Origin of the sequence: Streptomyces sp. 13-12-16, from assembly GCF_002114215.1 — a bacterium.
In the GTDB taxonomy this organism is placed as follows: Bacteria; Actinomycetota; Actinomycetes; order Streptomycetales; family Streptomycetaceae; genus Streptomyces.
This window is the reverse complement of record NZ_NCTE01001298.1, coordinates 12,670-32,277: the sequence shown is the minus strand read 5'-3', so window position 1 is coordinate 32,277 and position 19,608 is coordinate 12,670. Positions and strand designations below refer to the sequence as shown.

Here is a 19,608-nt window from a genome sequence, read left to right as displayed (position 1 = left end):
AGGCGGATCCGGCAACCGTGCGGGCCGCAATGGTCGCCCGGCTCGAGGAGGAAGGGGTTCTGAGGCCGGGTCCAGTCCGCGACGCTCTCCTCGCGCTGCCCCGCGAAGTGCTGATGCCACAGGCGTACGCACGGCGCAGCGCCCCGGGCGAGGAGTCACCGCGGTGGGACCTGCTGGACTGGTCGGCGCCGCAAGATCGCCCCGAACTGCTCGGGCTGCTGTACGGCGGGTCCAGTGTGCTCATCCAGCACGACGGGGAGCCGTTACTGGGCCGACCGCGCGGGACGCGCTCGGGAGCGTCGATCACGTCGATGTCGACGGTGATGGGCCTGACCGTCTCGCTGCTGGAGGAGCTTGAACCGCGCCCCGGCCAGCGGGTGCTGGACGTCGGAACGGGAGCGGGGGTGACCGCCTCGGTCGCGTGCCGGGTCTGCGGCGACCGGGGAGTGGTCACGATGCTCGACCAGGCCCGGGCCTCACTCACGCCCGTGCTCGGCAACTGTGCCCTCAGTCTCGTCCAGACCTCAGCCGACGTCTACGGGTCTCTCGCGCCGCTGCCCGGGGAGGAGCGGTGGACGCCGGACCTGATCACCTGCTGCCGGACCCACCGCTGGATGAGCGGTCCGGATGTACTGGCGACGGCGCACCGGATCGCCGCACCGCAGGCCTCGCCGGCGATCGTGGGAGACGGCAGCCTCCGGACCCACGACGCGGACTGGACCCGGGCTTTGCGGGACCTGATCCAGCGGCACCGGAGCCCCGGACAGTGCGCCGAAGTGCTGGACGACCACCCCAAGCCCTTGCGTCCGTTTCAGGAGGAACTCGCCGACTCGGCGTGGAGCGACGTGAGCGAGTACCGCTTCCCTGTCACGCGGTCCTGGACCCCGAAGACGGTGCTCGGCTGTCCGCGTACCACGTCCATCGCCGGGGCCGGCCTCTTCGCCGAACGACACACGGCATTCGGGGAGGAGGCGCGGACACTGCTCCACGAGCTCGCGGACGACGGATCGCTGCTGGAGGAAGCCCTGTTCACGGTCCTGCTCGCCCGGCGTCCGGCAGGTGCACGGTGAGCGGCGGGCAGCGGCACACCGAGCCGGTGGACGTCCACCTGATCCTGCGCCGGGAGACCGCCGAGGGACCACAGGTGCTGCTGTCGCGGCGGGCCGGGCAGGTATACGCCGCGGGCCTGTGGCATCTGCCCTCAGGGCATCTGGACGGTCCGCACGAGGACGTCGTCACCGCACTGGTGCGCGAGGCGCGGGAGGAGACCGGTGTCGTCATCGACCCGGCCGACGTGCGGGCCGCCGTGACCGTGCACCACCGCAGTCCCGGCGGTGCCAGCCGCACCGGGCACTTCTTCGAGGTCCGGCGGTGGCGCGGCAGGCCCCGGATCGCCGAGCCGGACGTCTGCGACGCGATGGAATGGACGCCCCTGGACGGGCTGCCCACCGGGATGGTGGCGTACTGCCGCGCCGGTCTGGACGCCTACAGCACCGGCGCGCGACTGGCCACGCACTTCCAGATGCCCGGCGACACCATCGCCTTCGACCCCCGCGCCGACCGGCTGTGCCTGGTCCCGGACGTGACCGGAAGGCCGGGGCCCGCCGGTCCGGACTCGGCGGTGGCCGAGTTCGCGGAGCGGGCGGTCGGCCGGATCATCAGGTGGACGGACACGTCGTGGGCGCGCGAGAACAGCCGCGTCTGGCGCGCTGACGGCGCTCGGGGCGGAACCTGGTACGTGAAGATGCACCGGAACCAGCGGTTCCACGCCCGGGAGGTGCGGGGCCTGCGGACGTGGGCGCCGACGCTGGGCTCGGCCGCGCCCCGGCTGGTGGCGGCCGACGAGGCGCTGCGGGCCGTGGTGATCACCCCGGTGCCGGGCCGTCCACTGCACGGCGTGGTCCTGGCCCCGGAGCGGGAACAGGCGGTCTTCCACCGGATCGGCGCACTGGCCCGCCGCATCCATCGGTCCTGCCCTGCCGGTCCCGCTCCGGCCGGCAGTGGTCCGGCGATCGCCAAGGCGGACCGGCATCTGGCGGCGGCGCGGTCCCGTCTCCAACCGGGCGACGAGGAGTTCGTCCGCAGCCTCGTCGCACAGGCCAGGCGCCTGAAACCGCTGGAGTGGGTGGAGACCCACGGCGACTTCCAGCTCCGCAACATCCTCTACGCCCCCGACGCCCCCGCACCCACGGACGAGGCGGACGACACCGGGCCCTTCCTGGCGGTGATCGACCTCGAGCGCAGCGAACCAGGACCGGCCGTGCGTGATCTGGTCCGCCTGTCCGACGCCTGGCACGGGCGCCCCGAACTGTGCGAGGCGTTCCTGGCCGGGTACGGCAGGCCTCTGACCCCCGCCGAGGAGGCGCGGCTGGTCATCGACGCCGCTCTCGACTCGGTGAGCGGGATCGCCTACGGCTCCGCCCAAGGTGACCCCGAGCTGGTCGAGCGCGGCCGGCGGACACTGGCCCGTCTGCGCGCCGCTCACCACGACTCCCTCTCACCGACAGGAGAAACCCGATGAACCCCGACACCGCACCCACCGCCACGGCCGAGCCGCAGACTGCCACCGGACGAGTACCGGTGCGCGCGGCCACCTCCGCTGACGCCGAGGGCATCGTCCGGATGCGCTCCGCGCATGTCCTCTCCCAGCCCTTGGGCGAGGAGTGGATCGGGCGGTGCGCGGACGAGCTGGCCCCGCGGCTGAGTCCGGCCGGTGACGCGCGGGCCTTCATCGTCGACGCCCCGGACGGCACGATGGCCGCCTGCGCCCTCGGTCTGGTCCACCCCATGCTCCCGGCACCGGCCCACCCCCGGGGCCTGGTCGCACGCGTGCACGTCGTCGCCACCCACCCGGACTTCCGGCGCCGCGGTTACGCCCGCGCGGTGGTCACCGCGCTGCTCGATCACCTCGCCGACGTCGAGGGCGTCACCCTGTTCGAGGTCCATGCCGGGGTGGAAGCCCAGCCGCTCTACCGGGAGCTGGGCTTCACGGGCAGTCCGGCGCTGATGCGGATGACGCGTCTCGAACCGACAACCACGGTGGGCACCCCGGACAGCCGGCCGGCCTGGCTGCCGCCCGAGCAGTACGCCGAGACGGTCCCGAAGGCGACCGCGTTCGCCTGCGTGTACTTCACCGACGAGGACGACCGTCCGCTCCAGCTGCACTCCGTCTACTCCCCCGCCCACCCGTGGCAGCTGGCCGGCGGAACGATGGACCACGGCGAGCGGCCCTTCGAGACGGCTGTGCGCGAGTGCCGGGAGGAGACCGGCCTGACCGTGGCCGGCCCGCCCCGCCTGCTGGCCGCCGTGTACGGGCTGCCCGGCGCTCAGTGGCCCTACAGCACCATCGGAATGGTCTTCGACGGCGGCCGGCTCACCGCGGCGCAGATCCGCGGCATCATCCTCGACCCGCAGGAGCACGACGAGGTCCGCGTCCTGCCCCTGGCCGAGTGGAAGGCACTGATGCCGGCCCGTGACTTCGCGCGCCTGAGCGCGGTGACAGAGGCCCGCCGCACCGGCGAGGCCGCGTACTTCGGCACCTGGGACTGGGGGAACGAATGAACAGCATCGTGTTGATGTCCGACCGGTCGACGCCGCCGACTTCACCGAGGACGCCCTTGGACGGGCCCGCGCGGAGCACCCTGAGAACGAGCTGAACACGCTCACCGACGGGTTCGAGCACGCCGAACGGTTCGACGCACACGGGCTGGCCGTGCTGCTCCTGCGGGGCCCGGCCGGCTCGTTCAGCGCGTAGGAGAAGCTGCGGCCCGAGCCGCAGGCCGTGTTCGACGCCGCGGTGGTGGTCACCGACGTCTTCGGCCGGGTGCCGCTGGGAGGTTCGACCCGGGACATGTGGGATCCGGGGGACGCCTACGCGGAGTGGCGGGGGTGTCCCAGGCCCGCGTCCCGCGCGAGAGCCGCTGCTTCCGTGCGGGACCGGGCGTGCAGTTTCGCCAGCACGTCGCTGACCCGGTTGCGGATGGTCTTCTCGGACAGGGACAGGCGACGGGCGATGGACGCGTTGTCGAGGCCGCGGGAGATCAGGTCGAGGGTCTCGCGTTCCCGGTCGGTGAGGTGAGGAAAGGGGAGGGGGGACCGGGTGGCGGGTGGAGTGGCGAAATGGGCCAGGACGCGCTCGGCGATCCGGGGGCCGAAGACCGCTTCGCCACGGGCGACCCCGAGCAGGGCGCGGTGGACGTCGGCGCCGTCCGACTCCTTGAGCAGGTAACCACGCGCGCCGACGCGCAGGGCGGCGAAGACCGAGTCCTCGTCCTCGTCCATGGTCAGGATGAGCACGGCGATCTCCGGGTGGGCCGTGGTGATCCGGGCCGTGGCCTCCAGGCCGTTGAGGTTCGGCATACGCAGGTCCATGAGCACGATCGTCGGCCGCAGCCGGTCGGCGGTCATGACGGCTTCAGCACCGTCGGACGCCTCTCCTACGACCGTCACATCGGGGAGATCGGCGAGGACGGTGGCCATTCCGGCCCGGAAGACGGGATGGTCGTCGACGACGAGGACGGTGACCGGGGAGGGGACGGAGACGCTCACCGCTGGTCCCCCACCGGGAGGGCCGCTCGTACGAGGGTGCCTTCGCCGGGTGCGGCCGTCACCTCAAGCCGGCCTCCGACCTCGGCCGCGCGCTCCCTCATGCTGCGGAGTCCCACACCGGCCCTGTGCTTGGGCGGAATGCCGCGCCCGTTGTCACGGATCGACAGGATCAAGACGGTGTCCTCCAAACGGACGGTCAGTTCGAGGCGGCCGGCGGCGCTGTGCCTGACGGCGTTGGCGACCGCCTCGGCGGCGATGGCGTAGGCGGCGACCTCGACAGCGGCCGGCAGGCTGTGGCACGCGCCGTCGATACTGCTGTGGCAGGCCGGTGTGTCGTATCCGACCAGCAGTTCCCGCAGGGCGCCGGGCAGCCCGAGCTGGTCGAGGACCGCAGGCCGGAGCCCCTGGACCACGGTGCGCAGATCGGTGACGGTGGAGCGGATCCTGTCCCGGAGTGTCCTGACGCATCCCGCGAGATGGGGGTCGTCGATGCGCCGGGCGAGGGCGTCGAGTTGGTGGGCGGTGCCGGCCAGGGAGGGGCCGATGCCGTCGTGGAGGTCCGCGCGCAGACGCCGTCGTTCCTCCTCGCGTACTGACAGGATGCGTGACCGGCTGCGGGCGATGTCCTCGACGAGACCGGCGGCGTAGGCGAGTGTTCCGGCGCGGTCCGCGACCTCTTCGACCGCGGCCTGCTCCTTGGCCGTCCAGGGATCGTTGACGCTTCGCCGCCCTACGCGCAGTACACCGAGTTCGCGGCCCAGGGCCCGGCAGGGAAAGGACCGCCAGCCCGCGCCGGCCGCCGGGCTGCCGGAGGCCGCCGCCACGGCGGGGCTCTCGAAGGCCGCGTAGGGCAGACGCAGCGCGGACCGCAGGGCGTCGACGAGGTGCTGCATGGCTTCCGCCGGCTCACCGGCCGGAGCGACACGGCGACCGACGTGCGCGACGACGGCGTACGGATCGTGACGGTGCCCGAACAGCGTCCGGTCGACGGCCGCCTGGACGGCGCCGCGGCCGTTGGCCGCGATCAGTGCGGTGAAGGCGAGCAGACAGGTCCCCGTCAGGGACCCGGGCGCGATCAGCCTCGCACCGGCGACGACCCCGGCGTACACCCCGAGGACGAGCGCGCTGAGGACGGTGAAGACGATGGCGCGGCCGAGGACCAGCTCCACATCGAACAGTCCGTGCCGCAGCATCGCGACAGCGACACTCGCGGGCGGGCCGAGCAGCCCGATCAGCATGACGAGATCGCCGACCAGAGCCAACCGCTCGACGTCGTCCAGGAGAAGGGAGAGGAAGGAGAACGCCATCAGCAGCCCGCCCAGCATCAGCCACTGCAGCTGGGCCCGTTCGGCACCGGTTGCCGCCCGGGTACGGAGGACGAGGAGGACGGCGGCCACGAGGGTGCCGCCGAGCATGGTAGCCGCGGCGCAGGTGAACATCACAGTGTGCAGCCACTCCCAGCCCGCGATCCCGAGTGGATTCGGAACGCCGGGGACGGGATCGGTGCCGCTGGGCCGCAGCATCGTCGCCAGCGTTCCGATCCCGGCGACCGTGACGACGGCACAGGCGCACACCCGGCGCGGCGCCGTTTCCAGGCGGCCGTACGGGAAGAGCAAGGGCACCAGAGGCGTGGTGAACCAGTAGCCGACGAAGCCCCAGCAGCCGACCCAGGCCCCCACCTCCCAGCCGGGTAGGGGTTCCGCGGCGACGAGGCGGCTGTAACCGGCGTAGTAGGCCAGCAGGTGGTACGGCCCGATCATCGCGGGCAGCAGCATCAGCCAGCAGACGGGATTGCGCGGCCGGCCCCTGGCGACGACGGCGCCCACCAGCGGCCAGACCGTGCCGAGCACGAGGTCGGACCAGTACAGGGGCGTGACGGCGATGCGTTCAGCCAGCCAGTCGTGCACGGGTACCGTCGCCACGCAGCCCGCCGTGCCCAGCCCCGAGATGCCGTACGCGGTGCGACGCAGTATCCGGTCCCCTCGACTCACACTCGCATGTTCCCGTAATGCGGGCCCTTATCGGGCGCGATCCGGCGAAACCGTCCCGATCGTACGGGACCGGTGTCCCTGGGCTGCGGGACTTGTCCCCCGCGACAGTCGGATCGGTACGGACCGACCGCACAGGGAGTTGAGGCGTATGACCACCATCGATCCGGATGCCCGCCCGGGGCGCATGGCGCGACAGGACGGCGACCGGAGGGCCAAGTGGCCCCTGTACGGAGTCGGAGCGGGCGCGCTCGGAGGAGCTGCCACGCTCTTGGCGGACGTCCGGGCCGGCACGGCCGAGCGGACCCCCGTCGAGGCCTCGGTCCTCGATGACGTGAGCCGCTCCGTGGCGCATCTCGGTCTCGTCGCCGGCTTCCTGACGGTCTCCCTGCTCCTCGTACTGGCTGCGGCATGGCGGCGTCAGGTCGAGCCGCGGGTGCCCTCCAGCACCGCCGCCCACGTGGTCAGCGGCGCCCTGACGGCTTCGGCCGCGGGACTGACCTACGGCTACGGGTGGAAGGGCGCCCTGGCGATCTACCTGCCGGACGGCTTGGACGAGCGGTCCTTCGGCGAGAACGGGATGTTCGTCTACTTCATGCTCAACGACTTCGGCGGGTACATCGGCTGGCTCGGCGTCGTGGTCGCGGCCGGTGCGGTGGCCTGGATGGCGTTGCGTGAGCGCACGATCTCACGGTGGATCGGCTGGTTCAGCGTCGTGCCCGTACTGGCGGTCGTCCTCTTCGCGGGCATCACCGGCCTTCCCGGCTTCCAGGGTGTCGTCGGCCCCGTATGGATGCTGGTCACCTTTCTCGGACTGGCATGGGGACGCAGCGCGATCGTCCGCTGACACGACCCTGTCCGACTCGTACATCAGGAGGCCCCCATGCCGTCCCTCTCCCATGCCGCCCGCCGCGGCGCCGCGTGCGCGGCGATTCTCATAGCCGCGCTGCTGACCACGAGCGCCTGCGGGCCGGACTCCCCGCCGAACGGCTCCGGAGACCTTTCGTCCTACGACTACACGGAGGAACCGACGGACGAGCCCACGGAGGAACCGGCAGAGGAGTTCACGGAGGAACCGGCCGAAGAACCCACCGAGGAGCCCACGGAGCTCATCGAGCCGGTCGAAGCGTCGGTGCCCGACAGCGTCGTCGGTGTCTGGTGCGGCGGCAGCAACGCCGAGGTGCACAGGACGTACGAGTTCTCCAGAACCGGTGAGTTCATGGTGAGCAGGGGCAGCACGGGTTCCTCGGGTGTCGTCGTCAGCGACTCCCAGTACATGACCTTCCACGTGCCGGGGGAGCCACCTTCCGTATCGTCCTGGGAAGTGGTCCAGGACCCCGTCCTGGGACCTCTCCTCTTCCTCGACGGCTACAGCTACCTGCCCGGGAGCTGCAACTCCTAGGGCCTGTGTGATGTCGTGATCGATCGGCTGTTCGCAGGAGGCCCTCGAGCCGGATCATCGAGGCGCGGAGTTCGAGGCCGGCGAGGCGCGACGGGCATGAGACAGGACCGGCCCGGGGCTCCACCTGCCTGTGGTCCACACCGACGGTGAACCGGCGCACAGCCACTTCGTCCTGCAGCCGATCCACCGCTCCGACATGGCCGGCCATCCTGGGCGGCTCGGGCCGGCGTTGCAGGTCGTGATGCTCGAATCCGGCGGCAAGCCGGCCGTGGACGCCGTCAAGGAGTTTGTGGCGCGGGCACGCCAGGTCTTGACGACAGCCGGATTCCGAACAGCCGGCAGATGCCGACGGCGCCGGGCGGCAAGCCCGGCGAAGAGCCCCCCGCTTGCTGGGGAAGCAACGGCAGAAGGAGCGCTCGGTCGGACCGGGCGGCGCGTCCGGCCCGCACGACCGGGGCGCGCTCGAACCTTTGCGTCTCGAACAGCTCGAGCGCCACGTGCTCCAGCGTCGGCTTTCGCGAACGCGCGCGGCATCGCCCGGCCGGGTGCCGGCGTGCGGAGGCCACGATCCGACTCACCTCCGCATTGCGCGAGGACGAGCGGGCGGACGTCACGGTCGAGGTCACGACCGCGGCAGCGTGACGGCTCAACGAGCCGTACAGCACCGATCCCGACCACGACGCCACGTACCGCCGACTCCTGAGCACGGGCGAGATGCGGGTGAAGAGCGGCACCACGGCCCTCGACGGATTCCTCGAAGCCGTCCACGACCCGATAGCCGACCGGACGTCGTGACGAACCGGACGCGAGCACGCGATCGGAGAAGGCGCAGGACGCACCGAGCGCCTCACCACGGACGACCTCACCAGGCACGACCTCACTACGGACGAACGGAATGGTGATGACAATGACGCACTCCAAGACCCTCCGCCGGGCAAGGGGGCACGCCCAGGACCGAAGCGACGCCGGCCGGTCGCCGGTCGTACGTCTCTATACGCTCGACGAGGGCTCACCGAGTTCGACGACGCCGCGGTGTTCTCCGACACCGGCGCGTATGAGGGCCGGTCCGTGAAGCTTCCGACACCGGGCTGTCTGATCCGGCACGACGCCCAGTGGATGATCTGGGACACCGGGAACGGCGACCGTCCGGCCTCCGTGCCCGGCGGCGAGATCAGGTTCGGCGGGCGTTTCACGCAGCCCCGCACCCTGGCGGGACAGCTGGCGGAACCGGGTCTTCGCCCCAGCGACATCGACTACGTCGGAATCTCGCACCTCCACCAGGACCACACCGCCAACATCCCCCTGTTCAAGGACGCGGCCTTCCTCATCTCGGCCGCGGAGCCGGCGTGGGCACGCGGCAACCCGACACCGTTCGGCGTCGAGGCGCCGTCGATCGCTCCTCTCAACGCGGCCCGTCTCGAGCCCTTGGAGGGCGACCGGGACGTCTTCGGGGACGGGACCGTCCAGATCCTGAGGGCTCCTGGTCACACCCCGGGCTCCGCGATGCTGCTCGTCAGGATCCCGAAATCCGGGCCGGTGCTGCTGTCCGGCGACGTGTTCCACACGCGCGAGAACTATGAGAAGAACCTGGTTCCCGGCGTCAACACCAACCGCGCCGAGTCGTTGGCGTCGTCCCAGCGGTTCAGGGGCGTCGTAGCGAACACGGACGCCCGGGTCGTCATCCAGCATGCCCCTGAGGACTTCGCCTCGTTGCCGGCGTTCCCCGAATACCCCGACTGAGGGACTGCACCGTCCGGCCCGATCTCCCCGGCAGGACAAGTCACCGCTGACCGGGAACGTCGGCCGGGCAGTCCGGCTCCGCCGGCTCCTCTCCCACCTCGACGGCCGCTGAGCCTGCCGCGCCGGCCTCTCCTGAGCCCCGTCGCCGCGTCTCGGCCACTCCGAACGGACCAGTGCCGAGGCCTGACTTCCTGTTCCGGCCGCCGGCGTGATCCGATGGTGCCGCGTCCCCCACTGCGGGTGCCCCGATCCGTCGGGAAAACAAGATCACACGGGCGATGGATCATCCTGTCCCGGACTCCGGGTAACGTCGGGGTATGAGTCATCCACACCCCGAACTGAAAGCCGCCCCGCCCCTGCCCGAGGGAGGGCTGCGGGTCATCGCCCTGGGTGGCCTGGGTGAGATCGGCCGCAACATGACCGTCTTCGAGCACGCCGGCAAACTGCTCGTCGTCGACTGCGGTGTGCTGTTCCCCGAGGAGACCCAGCCCGGCGTGGACGTGATCCTGCCGGACTTCACCTCGATCCGGGACCGGCTGGACGACATCGTGGCCGTGGTACTCACCCACGGTCACGAGGACCACATCGGCGGTGTGCCCTACCTGCTGCGCGAGCGGCGCGACATCCCCGTCGTCGGCTCGAAGCTGACGCTGGCGTTTCTGGAGGCCAAGCTCAAGGAGCACGGCATCCGGCCACGCACGGTGCGGGTGCGGGAGGGCGACCGGCGCGGCTTCGGACCCTTCGACTGCGAGTTCGTGGCGGTCAACCACTCCATCCCGGACAGTCTCGCGGTCGCGATCCGCACCGGCGCCGGGATGGTGCTGCACACGGGCGACTTCAAGATGGACCAGTTCCCTCTCGACGACCGCATCACCGATCTGCGTGCCTTCGCGCGCCTCGGCGAGGAGGGCGTGGACCTGTTCCTCACCGACTCCACCAACGCCGAAGTACCCGGCTTCACCACCTCCGAGCGTGAGCTGAACCCGGCGATCGAGCAGGTGATGCGCACCGCGCCGCGGCGGGTCATCGTCTCCAGCTTCGCCAGCCACGTGCACCGCATCCAGCAGATCCTGGACGCCGCCCACCAGTACGGCCGCAAGGTCGCCTTCGTCGGCCGGTCGATGGTCCGCAACATGGGCATCGCCCGTGACCTGGGCTATCTGAAGGTTCCGTCCGGTCTGGTGGTGAGCACGAAGGAGCTGGAGAAGCTCCCGGACCACAAGGTCACTCTGGTGTGCACCGGTTCCCAGGGCGAGCCGATGGCCGCGCTGTCCAGGATGGCCAACCGCGACCACGTGATCCGCATCGGCAAGGGCGACACGGTCCTGCTCGCCAGCTCCCTGATCCCCGGCAACGAGAACGCCATCTACCGGGTGATCAACGGACTCACCCGGTGGGGCGCCCACGTGGTCCACAAGGGCAACGCCAAGGTGCACGTCTCCGGGCACGCCAGCGCCGGCGAACTCGTGTACTGCTACAACATCGTCAAACCCCGCAACGTCATGCCCGTACACGGCGAATGGCGCCACCTGCGGGCCAACGGCGACCTCGCCATCCGTACCGGTGTCGACCCCGCCCGGGTGGTCATCGCCGAGGACGGCGTCGTCGTCGACCTCGTCGACGGGCGCGCGTCCATCACCGGCAAGGTGCCCGCCGGCAACGTCTACGTGGACGGCATGGAGGTCGGCGGGGCCACCGAAGCGTCCCTCAAGGACCGTCTCACCCTCGCGGAGGAGGGCGTCGTGACGGTGGTGGCGATCGTGGACGCGGACACCGGCGCCCTCGCCGAGGCCCCCGACTTCCTGGCCCGGGGCTTCGTCCACGACGACACCACCTTCGAGCCGGTCGTCCCCGTCATCGAGAAGACCCTGGCCACCGCGGCCGAGGAAGGCGTCGGGGACGCGCGCCAGCTCGAACAGCTCATCGCCCGCGCCGTGGCGAACTGGGCCTTCCGCACCCACCGCCGCAAGCCCCTCATCATCCCCGTCATCATCGACGCCTGACCCGCAGCCCGGCAGCACGGCCCCCGGCCCCGGCCGGGGGCCGTCCGCATCGGGGCCGGGCACGGCAGTCGACAGCGCCATCCGGCTCCTGCATGGCGGCCACCACGCAGATGCAGGCGAAGCCGGTGCCCTGCGAACCGGCGCACGGCGTCATTCCGGAGGGATGCGAAACTCGAATTCGGGACGGTCCCACGGCACGGCGGGCGGGTTCGCGAGCGCGGTCCCGATCCGCACGGCACCGGCGCGGCTGTAGAAGTCCTCGGCGGGAAGATGCGACACGACCTTGACGCGGTCGAGTCCAGCGGCACGGGCCTCGGACTGCATGTGCGCGACGAGCAGCCGTCCAATGCCTCGTCCTTGCACTTCGTCGGCGACGAACAGCAGGTCCAGCTCCGGCGGAGCGAGGACGAGCGAGTAGAACCCCAGAACCCGGCCTTCGTGCTCGTCGGCGCCGACGGCCACGAAGGCGCGGTGGGCCTCGATGTAATCAGGACCGACCCGGTAGCCCGCGACCGCGGCAGCGTACTTCCCTTCGTAGGCTCCTGAGCCACGCACGAGACGCGTGAGCCGTTTGGCGTCCCGCGCGACGGCCCTCCGTATCGTGATCGGCCGGCTGGTCGGGGAAGTGCGTGAACTCATCAGGACAGTATCGCCCACCGCGGGGAGCGCCTTCGTGCGGCGGGGCGGCTGCTCGGGCAGGCGTCTCGGAGACACGGACTGCATGAGGAGCCGACCGCATCGTGTGTGCCGGCGCAGCCGATCTCACGGCTGCGCGTTCTGTCGGTATGCATGATGCCCGGGCCGCTGAGGCTCCCCCACTCACGCTCCCGGCACATCCCTGAGGCGAGGTTCGGGGCGACGGCGGACTGGGGCTGCGGCCAGGGGCGCGGATCGCGGTAGATGAGGTTACGCCCCCTCCGAACCCTCCGTGAACGCGGTGACGTGGTCGGCGGCCCACTGGCGAAACGTTCGCGGCGCCGTCCCGAGGACGTCGGCCACCGCAGTAGTGATGTACGCGGGCTGTCCGACCGCCGCACTCCACGCGGCGAGCAGCATGTCGACGACCGAGCTGGGCGCCGTGCCCTTCGACAGGCTCCGGAACTCGTCCGGTGTCATCTCCTCGAACGCGATCCGGTTCCCCAAGGCGTCGCCGATGATGCCCACCTGCGCGGCCTGGGTGAGCGATTCAGGGCCCGTAAGGACGTAGTCGCCTCCGACGTGACCGTCCTGATGGAGCGCGCGCGCCGCGACGGCTGCGACGTCGCGGTCGTCGATCGGTGCCGACTCGGCAGCGCCGTAAGGCCACCGGACGACCTCGGCGGCCCGGATCGCGGGCGCCCACCAGGCCAGTGAGTTCGACGCGAGCATTCCCGGCCGGATGATCGTCGACTCGAGTCCGGTGGCCGCGATGAGCCGCTCGATGTCGGCGTGCAGCACCGCCATGGGGTTGGGCTGCTGGAAGAAGGGGTGCGGCGTCTGATGCGGGGAGGAGAGGAGGACGACCCGCCGCACATGGGCTGACAGCCGCTCGATGACTGCCGCGGCGGTCCGAGGCGGGGCGGTCCAGACGAGGAAGACCGCGCCGGTGCCCTTCAATGCCGGGTCGAGCGACTCGGGCACAGTGAGGTCGCCGGTGAAGACCTCGACCTTCGCCGGCAGCGTCGTCGCCGCCGCGGAGCGACGGGCGAGGGCGCGGACCGCCACGCCCGCGTCGAGGAGTTGGTCGACGACGATGCGGCCGATACGGCCCGTCGCCCCGGTTACGAGCACAGGAGGAATGTCTATCCGGTTCACGCCGCCCATGAAAGCGTTACTCGGTCAAAAAAGCAACTCGGTAAAGAATGTTACGGTGGCCGGATGAGCGAGCCGACGGGACTGCGGGCCCGCAAGAAGGAGCGGACGCGCGACGCCATCGGCGACGCGGCCGTCTCGCTGTTCCTGGAGCGCGGCTTCGACCGCGTCTCGGTCAACGACATCGCCGCGGCGGCCGAGATCTCCAAGCCGACCCTCTTCCGGTACTTCCCCACCAAGGAAGACCTGGTGCTGCACCGGTTTGCGGACCATCAGGGCGAGGCAGCACGCGTCGTACGCGGCCGCAGGTCCGGCGTCGAACCGGTGACGGCGCTGCACCAGCACTTCCGGGCCGGCCTCGATCGGTACGACCCCGTCACCGGCCTCAACGATCACCCCGAGGTGGTGGCGTTCCATCGGCTGGTGTTCACCACACCGAGCCTGGCGGCACGGCTCACGCGATATCGGCTCGAGGACGAGGAGGCGCTGGCGGACGCCCTCGGTGAAGGCGTCCAGGCACATCTGCGGGCCGCCCAGGTACTCGCGGTCCAACGGGTGCTCGCCCGGACCAACTGGCAGAAGATCGCCGACGGTCGAACCGCCCACGACGTCCACCCCGAGGCCGTAGCCGACGCCGACCAGGCGTTCAGCCGACTGTGGTGACAGGCGACACCCCGGTCGAAGAAGGCTCCGCAGCCTGGTGCACGCGTTGCCACCGACCACCGCATCGGCGCGGTCGCCGCGGACTTGCCCCACGGGAGGGGGGCCATGACAGCAGGCCGGTAGTTGCGACCGTGCCTACTTGCGCACGTGGAAGCGCAGCATGGTGACCCCGCCCGACTGGACGTTGCTGAACGGTTCCAGGTCGATCCGGTCGAGGCCCGGCGGCGCGAAGCGGACGCCGTCGCCGAGCAGCACCGGCAGCACGTACACCAGGATCTCGTCGACGAGGCCGCGCCGCAGGCACTGGGCGGCCACGTCAGCGCCGAGGACCTCCAGGTTCTTGTCGCCGGCGGCGCGGCGCGCCGTGGCCACGGCTTCCTCGATGTCGCAGGTGAGGAAGGTGACGCTGGGGTCCGGCTCGTCGGGCGGACGGTGGGTGAGGACGAACCGCGTCCCGCCGTCGTAGTCGGTGTTCTCGTCGGACATGCGCTTGCCGACCTCGTACGTGCCCCGGCCGATGAGCATGGCGCCCGTGGCCGCCATGACCTCCGGGAAGGTCGCCGACGTCATGTGCTCGAAGATCCAGTCCATCGTGTGGCCGGGACCGGCGATGAACCCATCGAGGGACATCACCCTGTTCACGACCACTTTGCCGGTGCTCGCATCCGTCATGCGTCTTCTCCAAGCAGGTGGAGGGCCGGGATCGCATCATAGGTCGGTGGGCAACATCTTCTCCGGCGGTAACCACGCCCTGGACCTGTCCAATGGCGCCACCGCGGTGTTCATCGACGTGCTGATGCCGGCCGTGTCCGATCTCGCCTCCGAGGACTGGGACTTCCGCTTCGCGGCGCTGCTGACCCCGCAGGACCAGAACGTCATGGGGCGCAGTGCCGTCGGGTTCGACCTGGCGGAGTTCGACCGGGGTGCGACGGAGCGGGAACGCGCCCGCGCGGGGAGGGCGTGGGCCCCGTACTCCCAGTGCACGACCGCGGGCCCGTGATCGCCCCACACGGCGAGGTCGACCGCGTGGGAGGTCCGGTCCGGCGGACGGTATCCGCGCGCCGAGCGCTTGATGGCCGTCTGTGCCAGGGCGCAGGACGCCGCCGTCCGGATCATCGAGCGCGCGCGGCGGGCCGACGCTCTCCGCCCGGACTTCACCAGCGAGGACCTCATGATCGTCTTCGGCACCAGCGCCCTGCTCGCCCGCGCGGCAACGGACGCCGCGCCGGACCTGTGGCGTCGCCACGTCGCCTTCCTGCTGGACGGACTGCGCAGGGAAGCCGCCCGAGGCCCGCTGCCCGTGGCACCACTGACCCCGCAGCAGATGTCCGACGTACTGGGCGGCCTCACCGGACAGGAGTGGACGGGGTCCGAGGAGGCCGACTCGCCTCCGGTGCCTGGAGTATGCGGACAGTGGTCGGCCCCGGCGCCGCCCATGGGAGACAGGCGATGCCGCAGCCGGGGTTCCGGGACTTCGCAACGGTGGTCCGCGGGAGGCGGTGTGCCGGTGGCCGGCGGCGAGTTCACCGCTGAGTTTGCCGTGGAGGCGGGCGCTCGGTTCGTTCAGGCCGGTGGTCTCCGCGCCCTTGCCGCGCTGGGCGTGCCCGGTCTCGATCGCGTCGAGGGCGGTGACGGAGGAGGCGCCCCGGATGTGGGCGACGGACAGGCCGATGACGACCGGTCGGAGCCGGCGGCGTAGTCGAACCGGCCGTCAGAAGATCGACGCGCACCTGTGGCCCCGGTGCCAGGCTTGCGACGAGCCGACGCAGCAGACGTGAACCCGGGCCACACCGAAGCTCGTAACGGCTCGCTGCCTGCCGTGCACGAGATCGTAGGGCCTGTCGCGCAAGTGGAGTTGTCGGACCGGATGTGCCCTGCGGCCGATACCGTCTCATGTCAGGCTCCGGGGAGCCGCCGCCTCCGGGGGTTGTCAGTCGCGATCGGGAGGCTGCGCAGTGTCAGCGCGGTCGGCGGGGGAAGCGGCTCGTTGGCCGTGTCGGCGCGGAACGACTGGAGCAGATAGGCCACCAGGCGCCGGGACGCCGCACCGTCATCCGGCAGGGCGGTCACCAGAGCGCCGTGCGCCAACAGGACCACGACGAGGTCGGAGGGGTGAAAATCGGCCCGCAGCGCGCCCGACGCCTGGGCCCTGCGTACCAGGGCCGTGAAGTCCCGCTCGGCGCGTTGCCGGGACTGCGCGTGTTCCGACGTGCTGTCCGGGAAGGCCGCGACGAACGCGGCCGGGAACCCGCGTTCCTCCCGTTGCAGAGCGCAGACCGTCTCGACCAGCCGCTGGAAGCCCTGCCATGGGTCGGGGGCGGCCAGAGCCTCGGTGAGCGCCCGCGCGCAGGTCTCCATCTGCTGCGCGAACGCGCCCCGCACCAGAGCGTCCCGGGTCGGGAAATGCCGGTACAGCGTCGCCACGCCGACCTCGGCCCGACGGGCCACGGTCGCCATCGGGGCGTCGATCCCGTGCTCCGCGAAGACCGCGCGGGCGGCGACCAGGACGCGCTCCCGGTTGCGCCGGGCGTCCGCCCGCACCCCGTCCCGGGCTGTGATCCGAGAGGATTCCGCCATCACTGTCTCTCGCTTCCGGTCCAAGTGGACGATTGCGTCCGCTTACGAGCTTACGGTCGATGCCGGACCCCTGTACGACCCCGGCGGCAAAGGCAGGACGATGAACGACCGCATGATGAAGGCAGTGCTCCACGACCGTTACGGCGGCCCCGATGTGCTCTACACGGGCCGCGTGCCACGCCCCGAGCCGGCGGCCGGCGAGGTCCTCGTGAAGGTGCGCGCGTTCAGCGTCAACGGCGGCGAACTGGCAGCCCGTGCCGGCCGTCTCCGCCTCGTGACCGGCCGGAGATTCCCCAAGCGCGTCGGCCTGGACTTCACCGGCGAGGTCGCCGCACCGGGTGCCGGAGTCACACGGTTCGCGACCGGCGACCGCGTATGGGGGGTCCTGGGCCGCACCTCCGGCTTCGGCAGTGCCGCCGAGTACGTGACCGTGCCCGCCGAGCGGGCCGGCCGGCTCCCCGACGGCCTCGACCCGGTGGACGCCGCCGCGCTGCCGGTGGCCACCACGGCCATCACCGCCCTGCGGGACAAAGCCCGGCTGCGCCCCGGCGAACGGCTCCTCGTGCGGGGCGCGGCGGGCGGTGTCGGCAACGCCGCCGTCCAGCTCGGACGGGCGTACGGCGCCGAGGTCACGGCCCTGGCCCGCGCCGCCAACCTCGACTTCGTGCGCGGACTCGGCGCGCACGAGGCCATCGACCACCGGACCGTGCGGCCGGCGGAACTGGGCCGCTTCGACGTGGTCCTGGACACCGTGGGGACCGACCTGCGGGCTTTCAGGCGCCTGCTGAATTCCGGCGGGCGCATGGTCACCATCGCCTTCGACCTGAAGCGGCTCGCCGCTTCGCTCGGCTACCTCGCGGCCAGTACGGTCCACGGGCGCGGGCGGGTGCGCTTCTTCAGCGGCAACCCCACGCAGGCGGACTTCGACAACCTCGCCCGCCATGTGGCCGAGGGCAAGTTGAGCCCCGCGGTGGACACGGTCTTCCCCCTGGAGGAGACAGCAGCGGCACACCGGGCGCTGGAGACGGGCGGCGTCCGGGGCAAGTACGTGGTCAAGGTCGCGTAGGACCCCTGTGAAGGCGCTGATCACAGCCACTCGTCGATGGCGGCGACGAGGGCGGTCGCCTCGTGGCGGACCGTCGGCCTGTCGTATCGCGTGGCGACGGCACGATGCCTCCCGAGACGGCTGATCCCGCACTCGACCGCCTGGCGCTCGCAGTGGTCGGCCGGGGCGAAATGCGGTGGTCGGCCGCCGAGGTGTGGCAGGCCGTGGGCGGGGAGAGGCCCGTCAGCCGCCACCCGCTCATCCGCGTCCCCGGCTCCTGGTCCGTGCACGCCACCCTGGAGCTGGAGATGCCCGGCATCGAGTACCGCAGTGGGCAGCACGAGGGCGGCGGACGCGCCGTGTGGACGGCCCACCCCGACGGCTCCTGGGCCCGCGCCCACGCCGAGAACCCTCGTGACCTGCCTACGGTCCACCAAGGCGGTCCCCGCCGCCCGTGGGACCTGCTCACCGACGCCCTGGACCGCCTCATCACCGGCGGGGAGCTGCCGGTGACCGGGGCCCGCGCCACGATCACCTCCGACGGGCAGACCGTCCTCAGCCACGGCCGGTGGCATCTTGGGCGGTGAATGATCGCGGTTCATGGGGCGGGGAGATCTCACGGACGAACAGCGGGCGGTGCTGGAGCCGTTGTTACCGACGGGCACAAAGGCGGGACGGCCGCCCGTCCGGCCTCGGCGGCAACTGATCGACGGCATACGGTTCCGGGTCCGTACCGGGGTTTCGTGGCGGCACGTCCCCGCCGAGTACGGGCCCTGGAACCGGGTCTACGACCTCTTCCGCCGATGGCAGCGGAACGGTACCTCGCACCGCATCCTCACCCGCCTCCAGTCCCTGGCCGACGCGGACGGTGAGATCACGTGGGACCTGAGCGTCGACTCCACGGTCTGCCGCTCCCATCAGCATGCGGCCGGAGCCCGCAAGCAGGGTGATCTGCAGAAGGAGCCGCCGGGTGATGTGGTCGCCGAGCCTCGTGATCACGGGTTGGGCCGCTCGCGCGGCGGGTTCAGCACCAAGCTGCACCTGGCCGTCGAGCAGGGCCGGAAGCTCATGGCGATCGTGGTGACGGCCGCCGTGCTTCGACCCAGCGGACCACCGCGAGCGCCACGCAGTCGAGTGCGGGATCAACCGACTCGAGCGTCATCGGGCCGTGGCCACGCGCTACGACAAGCTCGCCGTCCGCTTTGAGGCGACCGTCCTCGTCGCTGCCATCAGCGAGTGGCTGTGACCCTCGGTCGTCACGCGGCGGAATCCACATTCCACGCCGCGGGCAGATCGCTGCCGCAGAAGGCACAGACGAAGTCGTCCTCTCGGACGATGTTGTGCTCCTGGCAGTCGGGGCACCGCCGGAACACCACCTCGTGGGTGAAGCCGGAGGGCCGCTGAAGCTCTTCCAATGCGCCCGCATCGCGGTTCGCAGGGCTTCGAGTTCGGTTCGGGGGAACGGCCGCCCCCCACCGGGCCTCGTAGGACTCTTCGCCCTGCTCGTAATCGATCCGGTCGAAGGCCTGGACGGCCGACCGCGCGAGTGCCGTGACGGTGTGACGGCCCGACCACGGAACCGTCCCCGGGCTCTCCGGGGCCCGGACACCGTCGGCCAGGTCCAGGCGGACGTCGACCACGGTCCCGTCTCTGTGGAAGAGGAGCCCATTGTCAGTCCGCTCCGGACCTGAAAAGCCTGCGTCCTCGACCAGGAACACGAACTCAACGCTCGCTTCCGCCCGGAATGCCTCGGACGGATCCCACAGCGCTGAACAACCGACACAATGTCCGTATCGTCCGGATAAGATCCTGTGTGTGATCGGCTCAGGAAGGCTCCGGCGTCGCCCCCGT

19 protein-coding genes and 2 pseudogenes are annotated in these 19,608 nt (G+C 71.1%); 13 read left to right on the top strand and 8 right to left on the bottom strand.

Features of this window, described 5'->3' with window-relative positions:
- Positions 1-17 precede the first annotated feature (17 nt).
- Genes B7767_RS48850 through B7767_RS39900 form a run of 3 tightly spaced genes read left to right on the top strand, consistent with a single transcriptional unit; the run spans position 18 to position 3,561 of the window.
- The gene (locus tag B7767_RS48850; protein WP_256923742.1) at positions 18-1,070 is read left to right on the top strand and encodes a hypothetical protein; all 1,053 of its coding nucleotides are present in this window, start codon (positions 18-20) and stop codon (positions 1,068-1,070) included.
- Positions 1,067-2,521 (top strand): phosphotransferase, encoded by a 1,455-nt coding sequence (locus tag B7767_RS39905; protein WP_085576195.1) that lies wholly within the window; start codon positions 1,067-1,069, stop codon positions 2,519-2,521. The genes B7767_RS48850 and B7767_RS39905 overlap by 4 nt, the downstream gene beginning before the upstream one ends.
- Complete coding sequence (locus tag B7767_RS39900; RefSeq protein ID WP_085576194.1) at positions 2,518-3,561, top strand: GNAT family N-acetyltransferase; 1,044 nt, start codon at positions 2,518-2,520, stop codon at positions 3,559-3,561. Before B7767_RS39905 ends, B7767_RS39900 begins: the two co-directional genes overlap by 4 nt.
- A 309-nt stretch (positions 3,562-3,870) precedes the next feature.
- Here B7767_RS39900 and B7767_RS39890 read toward each other — a convergent pair whose 3' ends face one another.
- Together B7767_RS39890 and B7767_RS39885 are read right to left on the bottom strand one after the other, a co-directional pair.
- The gene (locus tag B7767_RS39890) at positions 3,871-4,548 is read right to left on the bottom strand and encodes a response regulator transcription factor (protein ID WP_085576193.1); all 678 of its coding nucleotides are present in this window, start codon (positions 4,546-4,548) and stop codon (positions 3,871-3,873) included.
- On the bottom strand, positions 4,545-6,539 hold the full coding sequence (locus tag B7767_RS39885) for a sensor histidine kinase (protein ID WP_256923741.1): 1,995 nt from the start codon (positions 6,537-6,539) through the stop codon (positions 4,545-4,547). The genes B7767_RS39890 and B7767_RS39885 overlap by 4 nt, the downstream gene beginning before the upstream one ends.
- Positions 6,540-6,687: 148 nt before the next feature.
- Between B7767_RS39885 and B7767_RS39880 the strand changes: the two genes are divergently transcribed.
- The 4 genes from B7767_RS39880 to B7767_RS39865 all read left to right on the top strand — a co-directional run bounded on the left by B7767_RS39880 (position 6,688) and on the right by B7767_RS39865 (position 11,681).
- Entirely contained in the window at positions 6,688-7,383 is a 696-nt protein-coding gene (locus B7767_RS39880; protein WP_085576192.1) for a hypothetical protein, read from the top strand.
- Positions 7,384-7,419: 36 nt separating this feature from the next.
- Positions 7,420-7,938, top strand: coding sequence for a PT domain-containing protein (locus tag B7767_RS39875; protein WP_085576191.1), 519 nt, complete (start codon positions 7,420-7,422; stop codon positions 7,936-7,938).
- 1,068 nt (positions 7,939-9,006) lie between these two features.
- Positions 9,007-9,678, top strand: coding sequence for an N-acyl homoserine lactonase family protein (locus B7767_RS39870; RefSeq protein WP_143652919.1), 672 nt, complete (start codon positions 9,007-9,009; stop codon positions 9,676-9,678).
- 317 nt (positions 9,679-9,995) lie between these two features.
- Complete coding sequence (locus tag B7767_RS39865; protein WP_085576189.1) at positions 9,996-11,681, top strand: ribonuclease J; 1,686 nt, start codon at positions 9,996-9,998, stop codon at positions 11,679-11,681.
- A 150-nt stretch (positions 11,682-11,831) separates the two neighbouring features.
- Here the strand turns inward: B7767_RS39865 and B7767_RS39860 are convergent, their stop codons facing one another.
- Positions 11,832-12,320, bottom strand: a complete 489-nt coding sequence (locus B7767_RS39860) for a GNAT family N-acetyltransferase (RefSeq protein ID WP_085576188.1) — start codon at positions 12,318-12,320, stop codon at positions 11,832-11,834.
- Positions 12,321-12,587: 267 nt separating this feature from the next.
- A complete protein-coding gene (locus tag B7767_RS39855; RefSeq protein ID WP_085576187.1) occupies positions 12,588-13,451 on the bottom strand; it encodes an NAD(P)H-binding protein in 864 nt (287 codons plus the stop codon).
- 87 nt (positions 13,452-13,538) lie between these two features.
- Here B7767_RS39855 and B7767_RS39850 point away from each other — a divergent pair, with 87 nt between their 5' ends.
- Positions 13,539-14,135, top strand: coding sequence for a TetR/AcrR family transcriptional regulator (locus B7767_RS39850; RefSeq protein WP_085576186.1), 597 nt, complete (start codon positions 13,539-13,541; stop codon positions 14,133-14,135).
- Between the two features lie 135 nt (positions 14,136-14,270).
- Here B7767_RS39850 and B7767_RS39845 read toward each other — a convergent pair whose 3' ends face one another.
- Entirely contained in the window at positions 14,271-14,807 is a 537-nt protein-coding gene (locus B7767_RS39845) for a dihydrofolate reductase family protein (protein WP_085576185.1), read from the bottom strand.
- Between the two features lie 46 nt (positions 14,808-14,853).
- On the opposite strand from B7767_RS39845, the gene B7767_RS46965 reads away from it, so the two are divergent.
- Positions 14,854-15,135, top strand: coding sequence for a hypothetical protein (locus B7767_RS46965; protein WP_085576184.1), 282 nt, complete (start codon positions 14,854-14,856; stop codon positions 15,133-15,135).
- A 72-nt stretch (positions 15,136-15,207) separates the two neighbouring features.
- Positions 15,208-15,396 (top strand): annotated as a pseudogene (locus B7767_RS49475) (TetR/AcrR family transcriptional regulator); the annotation flags it as partial.
- A gap of 246 nt (positions 15,397-15,642) precedes the next feature.
- Here B7767_RS49475 and B7767_RS48845 read toward each other — a convergent pair.
- Together B7767_RS48845 and B7767_RS39825 are read right to left on the bottom strand one after the other, a co-directional pair.
- Positions 15,643-15,845: pseudogene (locus B7767_RS48845) on the bottom strand (sodium-independent anion transporter); the annotation flags it as partial.
- A gap of 186 nt (positions 15,846-16,031) precedes the next feature.
- Positions 16,032-16,712: a TetR/AcrR family transcriptional regulator gene (locus tag B7767_RS39825; protein WP_085576183.1), complete on the bottom strand. Its 681-nt coding sequence runs from the start codon at positions 16,710-16,712 to the stop codon at positions 16,032-16,034.
- A 100-nt stretch (positions 16,713-16,812) separates the two neighbouring features.
- Between B7767_RS39825 and B7767_RS39820 the strand changes: the two genes are divergently transcribed.
- The 3 genes from B7767_RS39820 to B7767_RS39805 all read left to right on the top strand — a co-directional run bounded on the left by B7767_RS39820 (position 16,813) and on the right by B7767_RS39805 (position 18,963).
- The gene (locus B7767_RS39820) at positions 16,813-17,778 is read left to right on the top strand and encodes an NAD(P)-dependent alcohol dehydrogenase (RefSeq protein ID WP_085576182.1); all 966 of its coding nucleotides are present in this window, start codon (positions 16,813-16,815) and stop codon (positions 17,776-17,778) included.
- Positions 17,779-17,882: 104 nt separating this feature from the next.
- The gene (locus B7767_RS39810) at positions 17,883-18,344 is read left to right on the top strand and encodes a hypothetical protein (RefSeq protein WP_179167496.1); all 462 of its coding nucleotides are present in this window, start codon (positions 17,883-17,885) and stop codon (positions 18,342-18,344) included.
- A 13-nt stretch (positions 18,345-18,357) separates the two neighbouring features.
- A complete protein-coding gene (locus tag B7767_RS39805) occupies positions 18,358-18,963 on the top strand; it encodes an IS5 family transposase (RefSeq protein WP_371100090.1) in 606 nt (201 codons plus the stop codon).
- Between the two features lie 50 nt (positions 18,964-19,013).
- Here the strand turns inward: B7767_RS39805 and B7767_RS46955 are convergent, their stop codons facing one another.
- A complete protein-coding gene (locus tag B7767_RS46955; RefSeq protein WP_085576180.1) occupies positions 19,014-19,475 on the bottom strand; it encodes a hypothetical protein in 462 nt (153 codons plus the stop codon).
- Positions 19,476-19,608 lie beyond the last annotated feature (133 nt).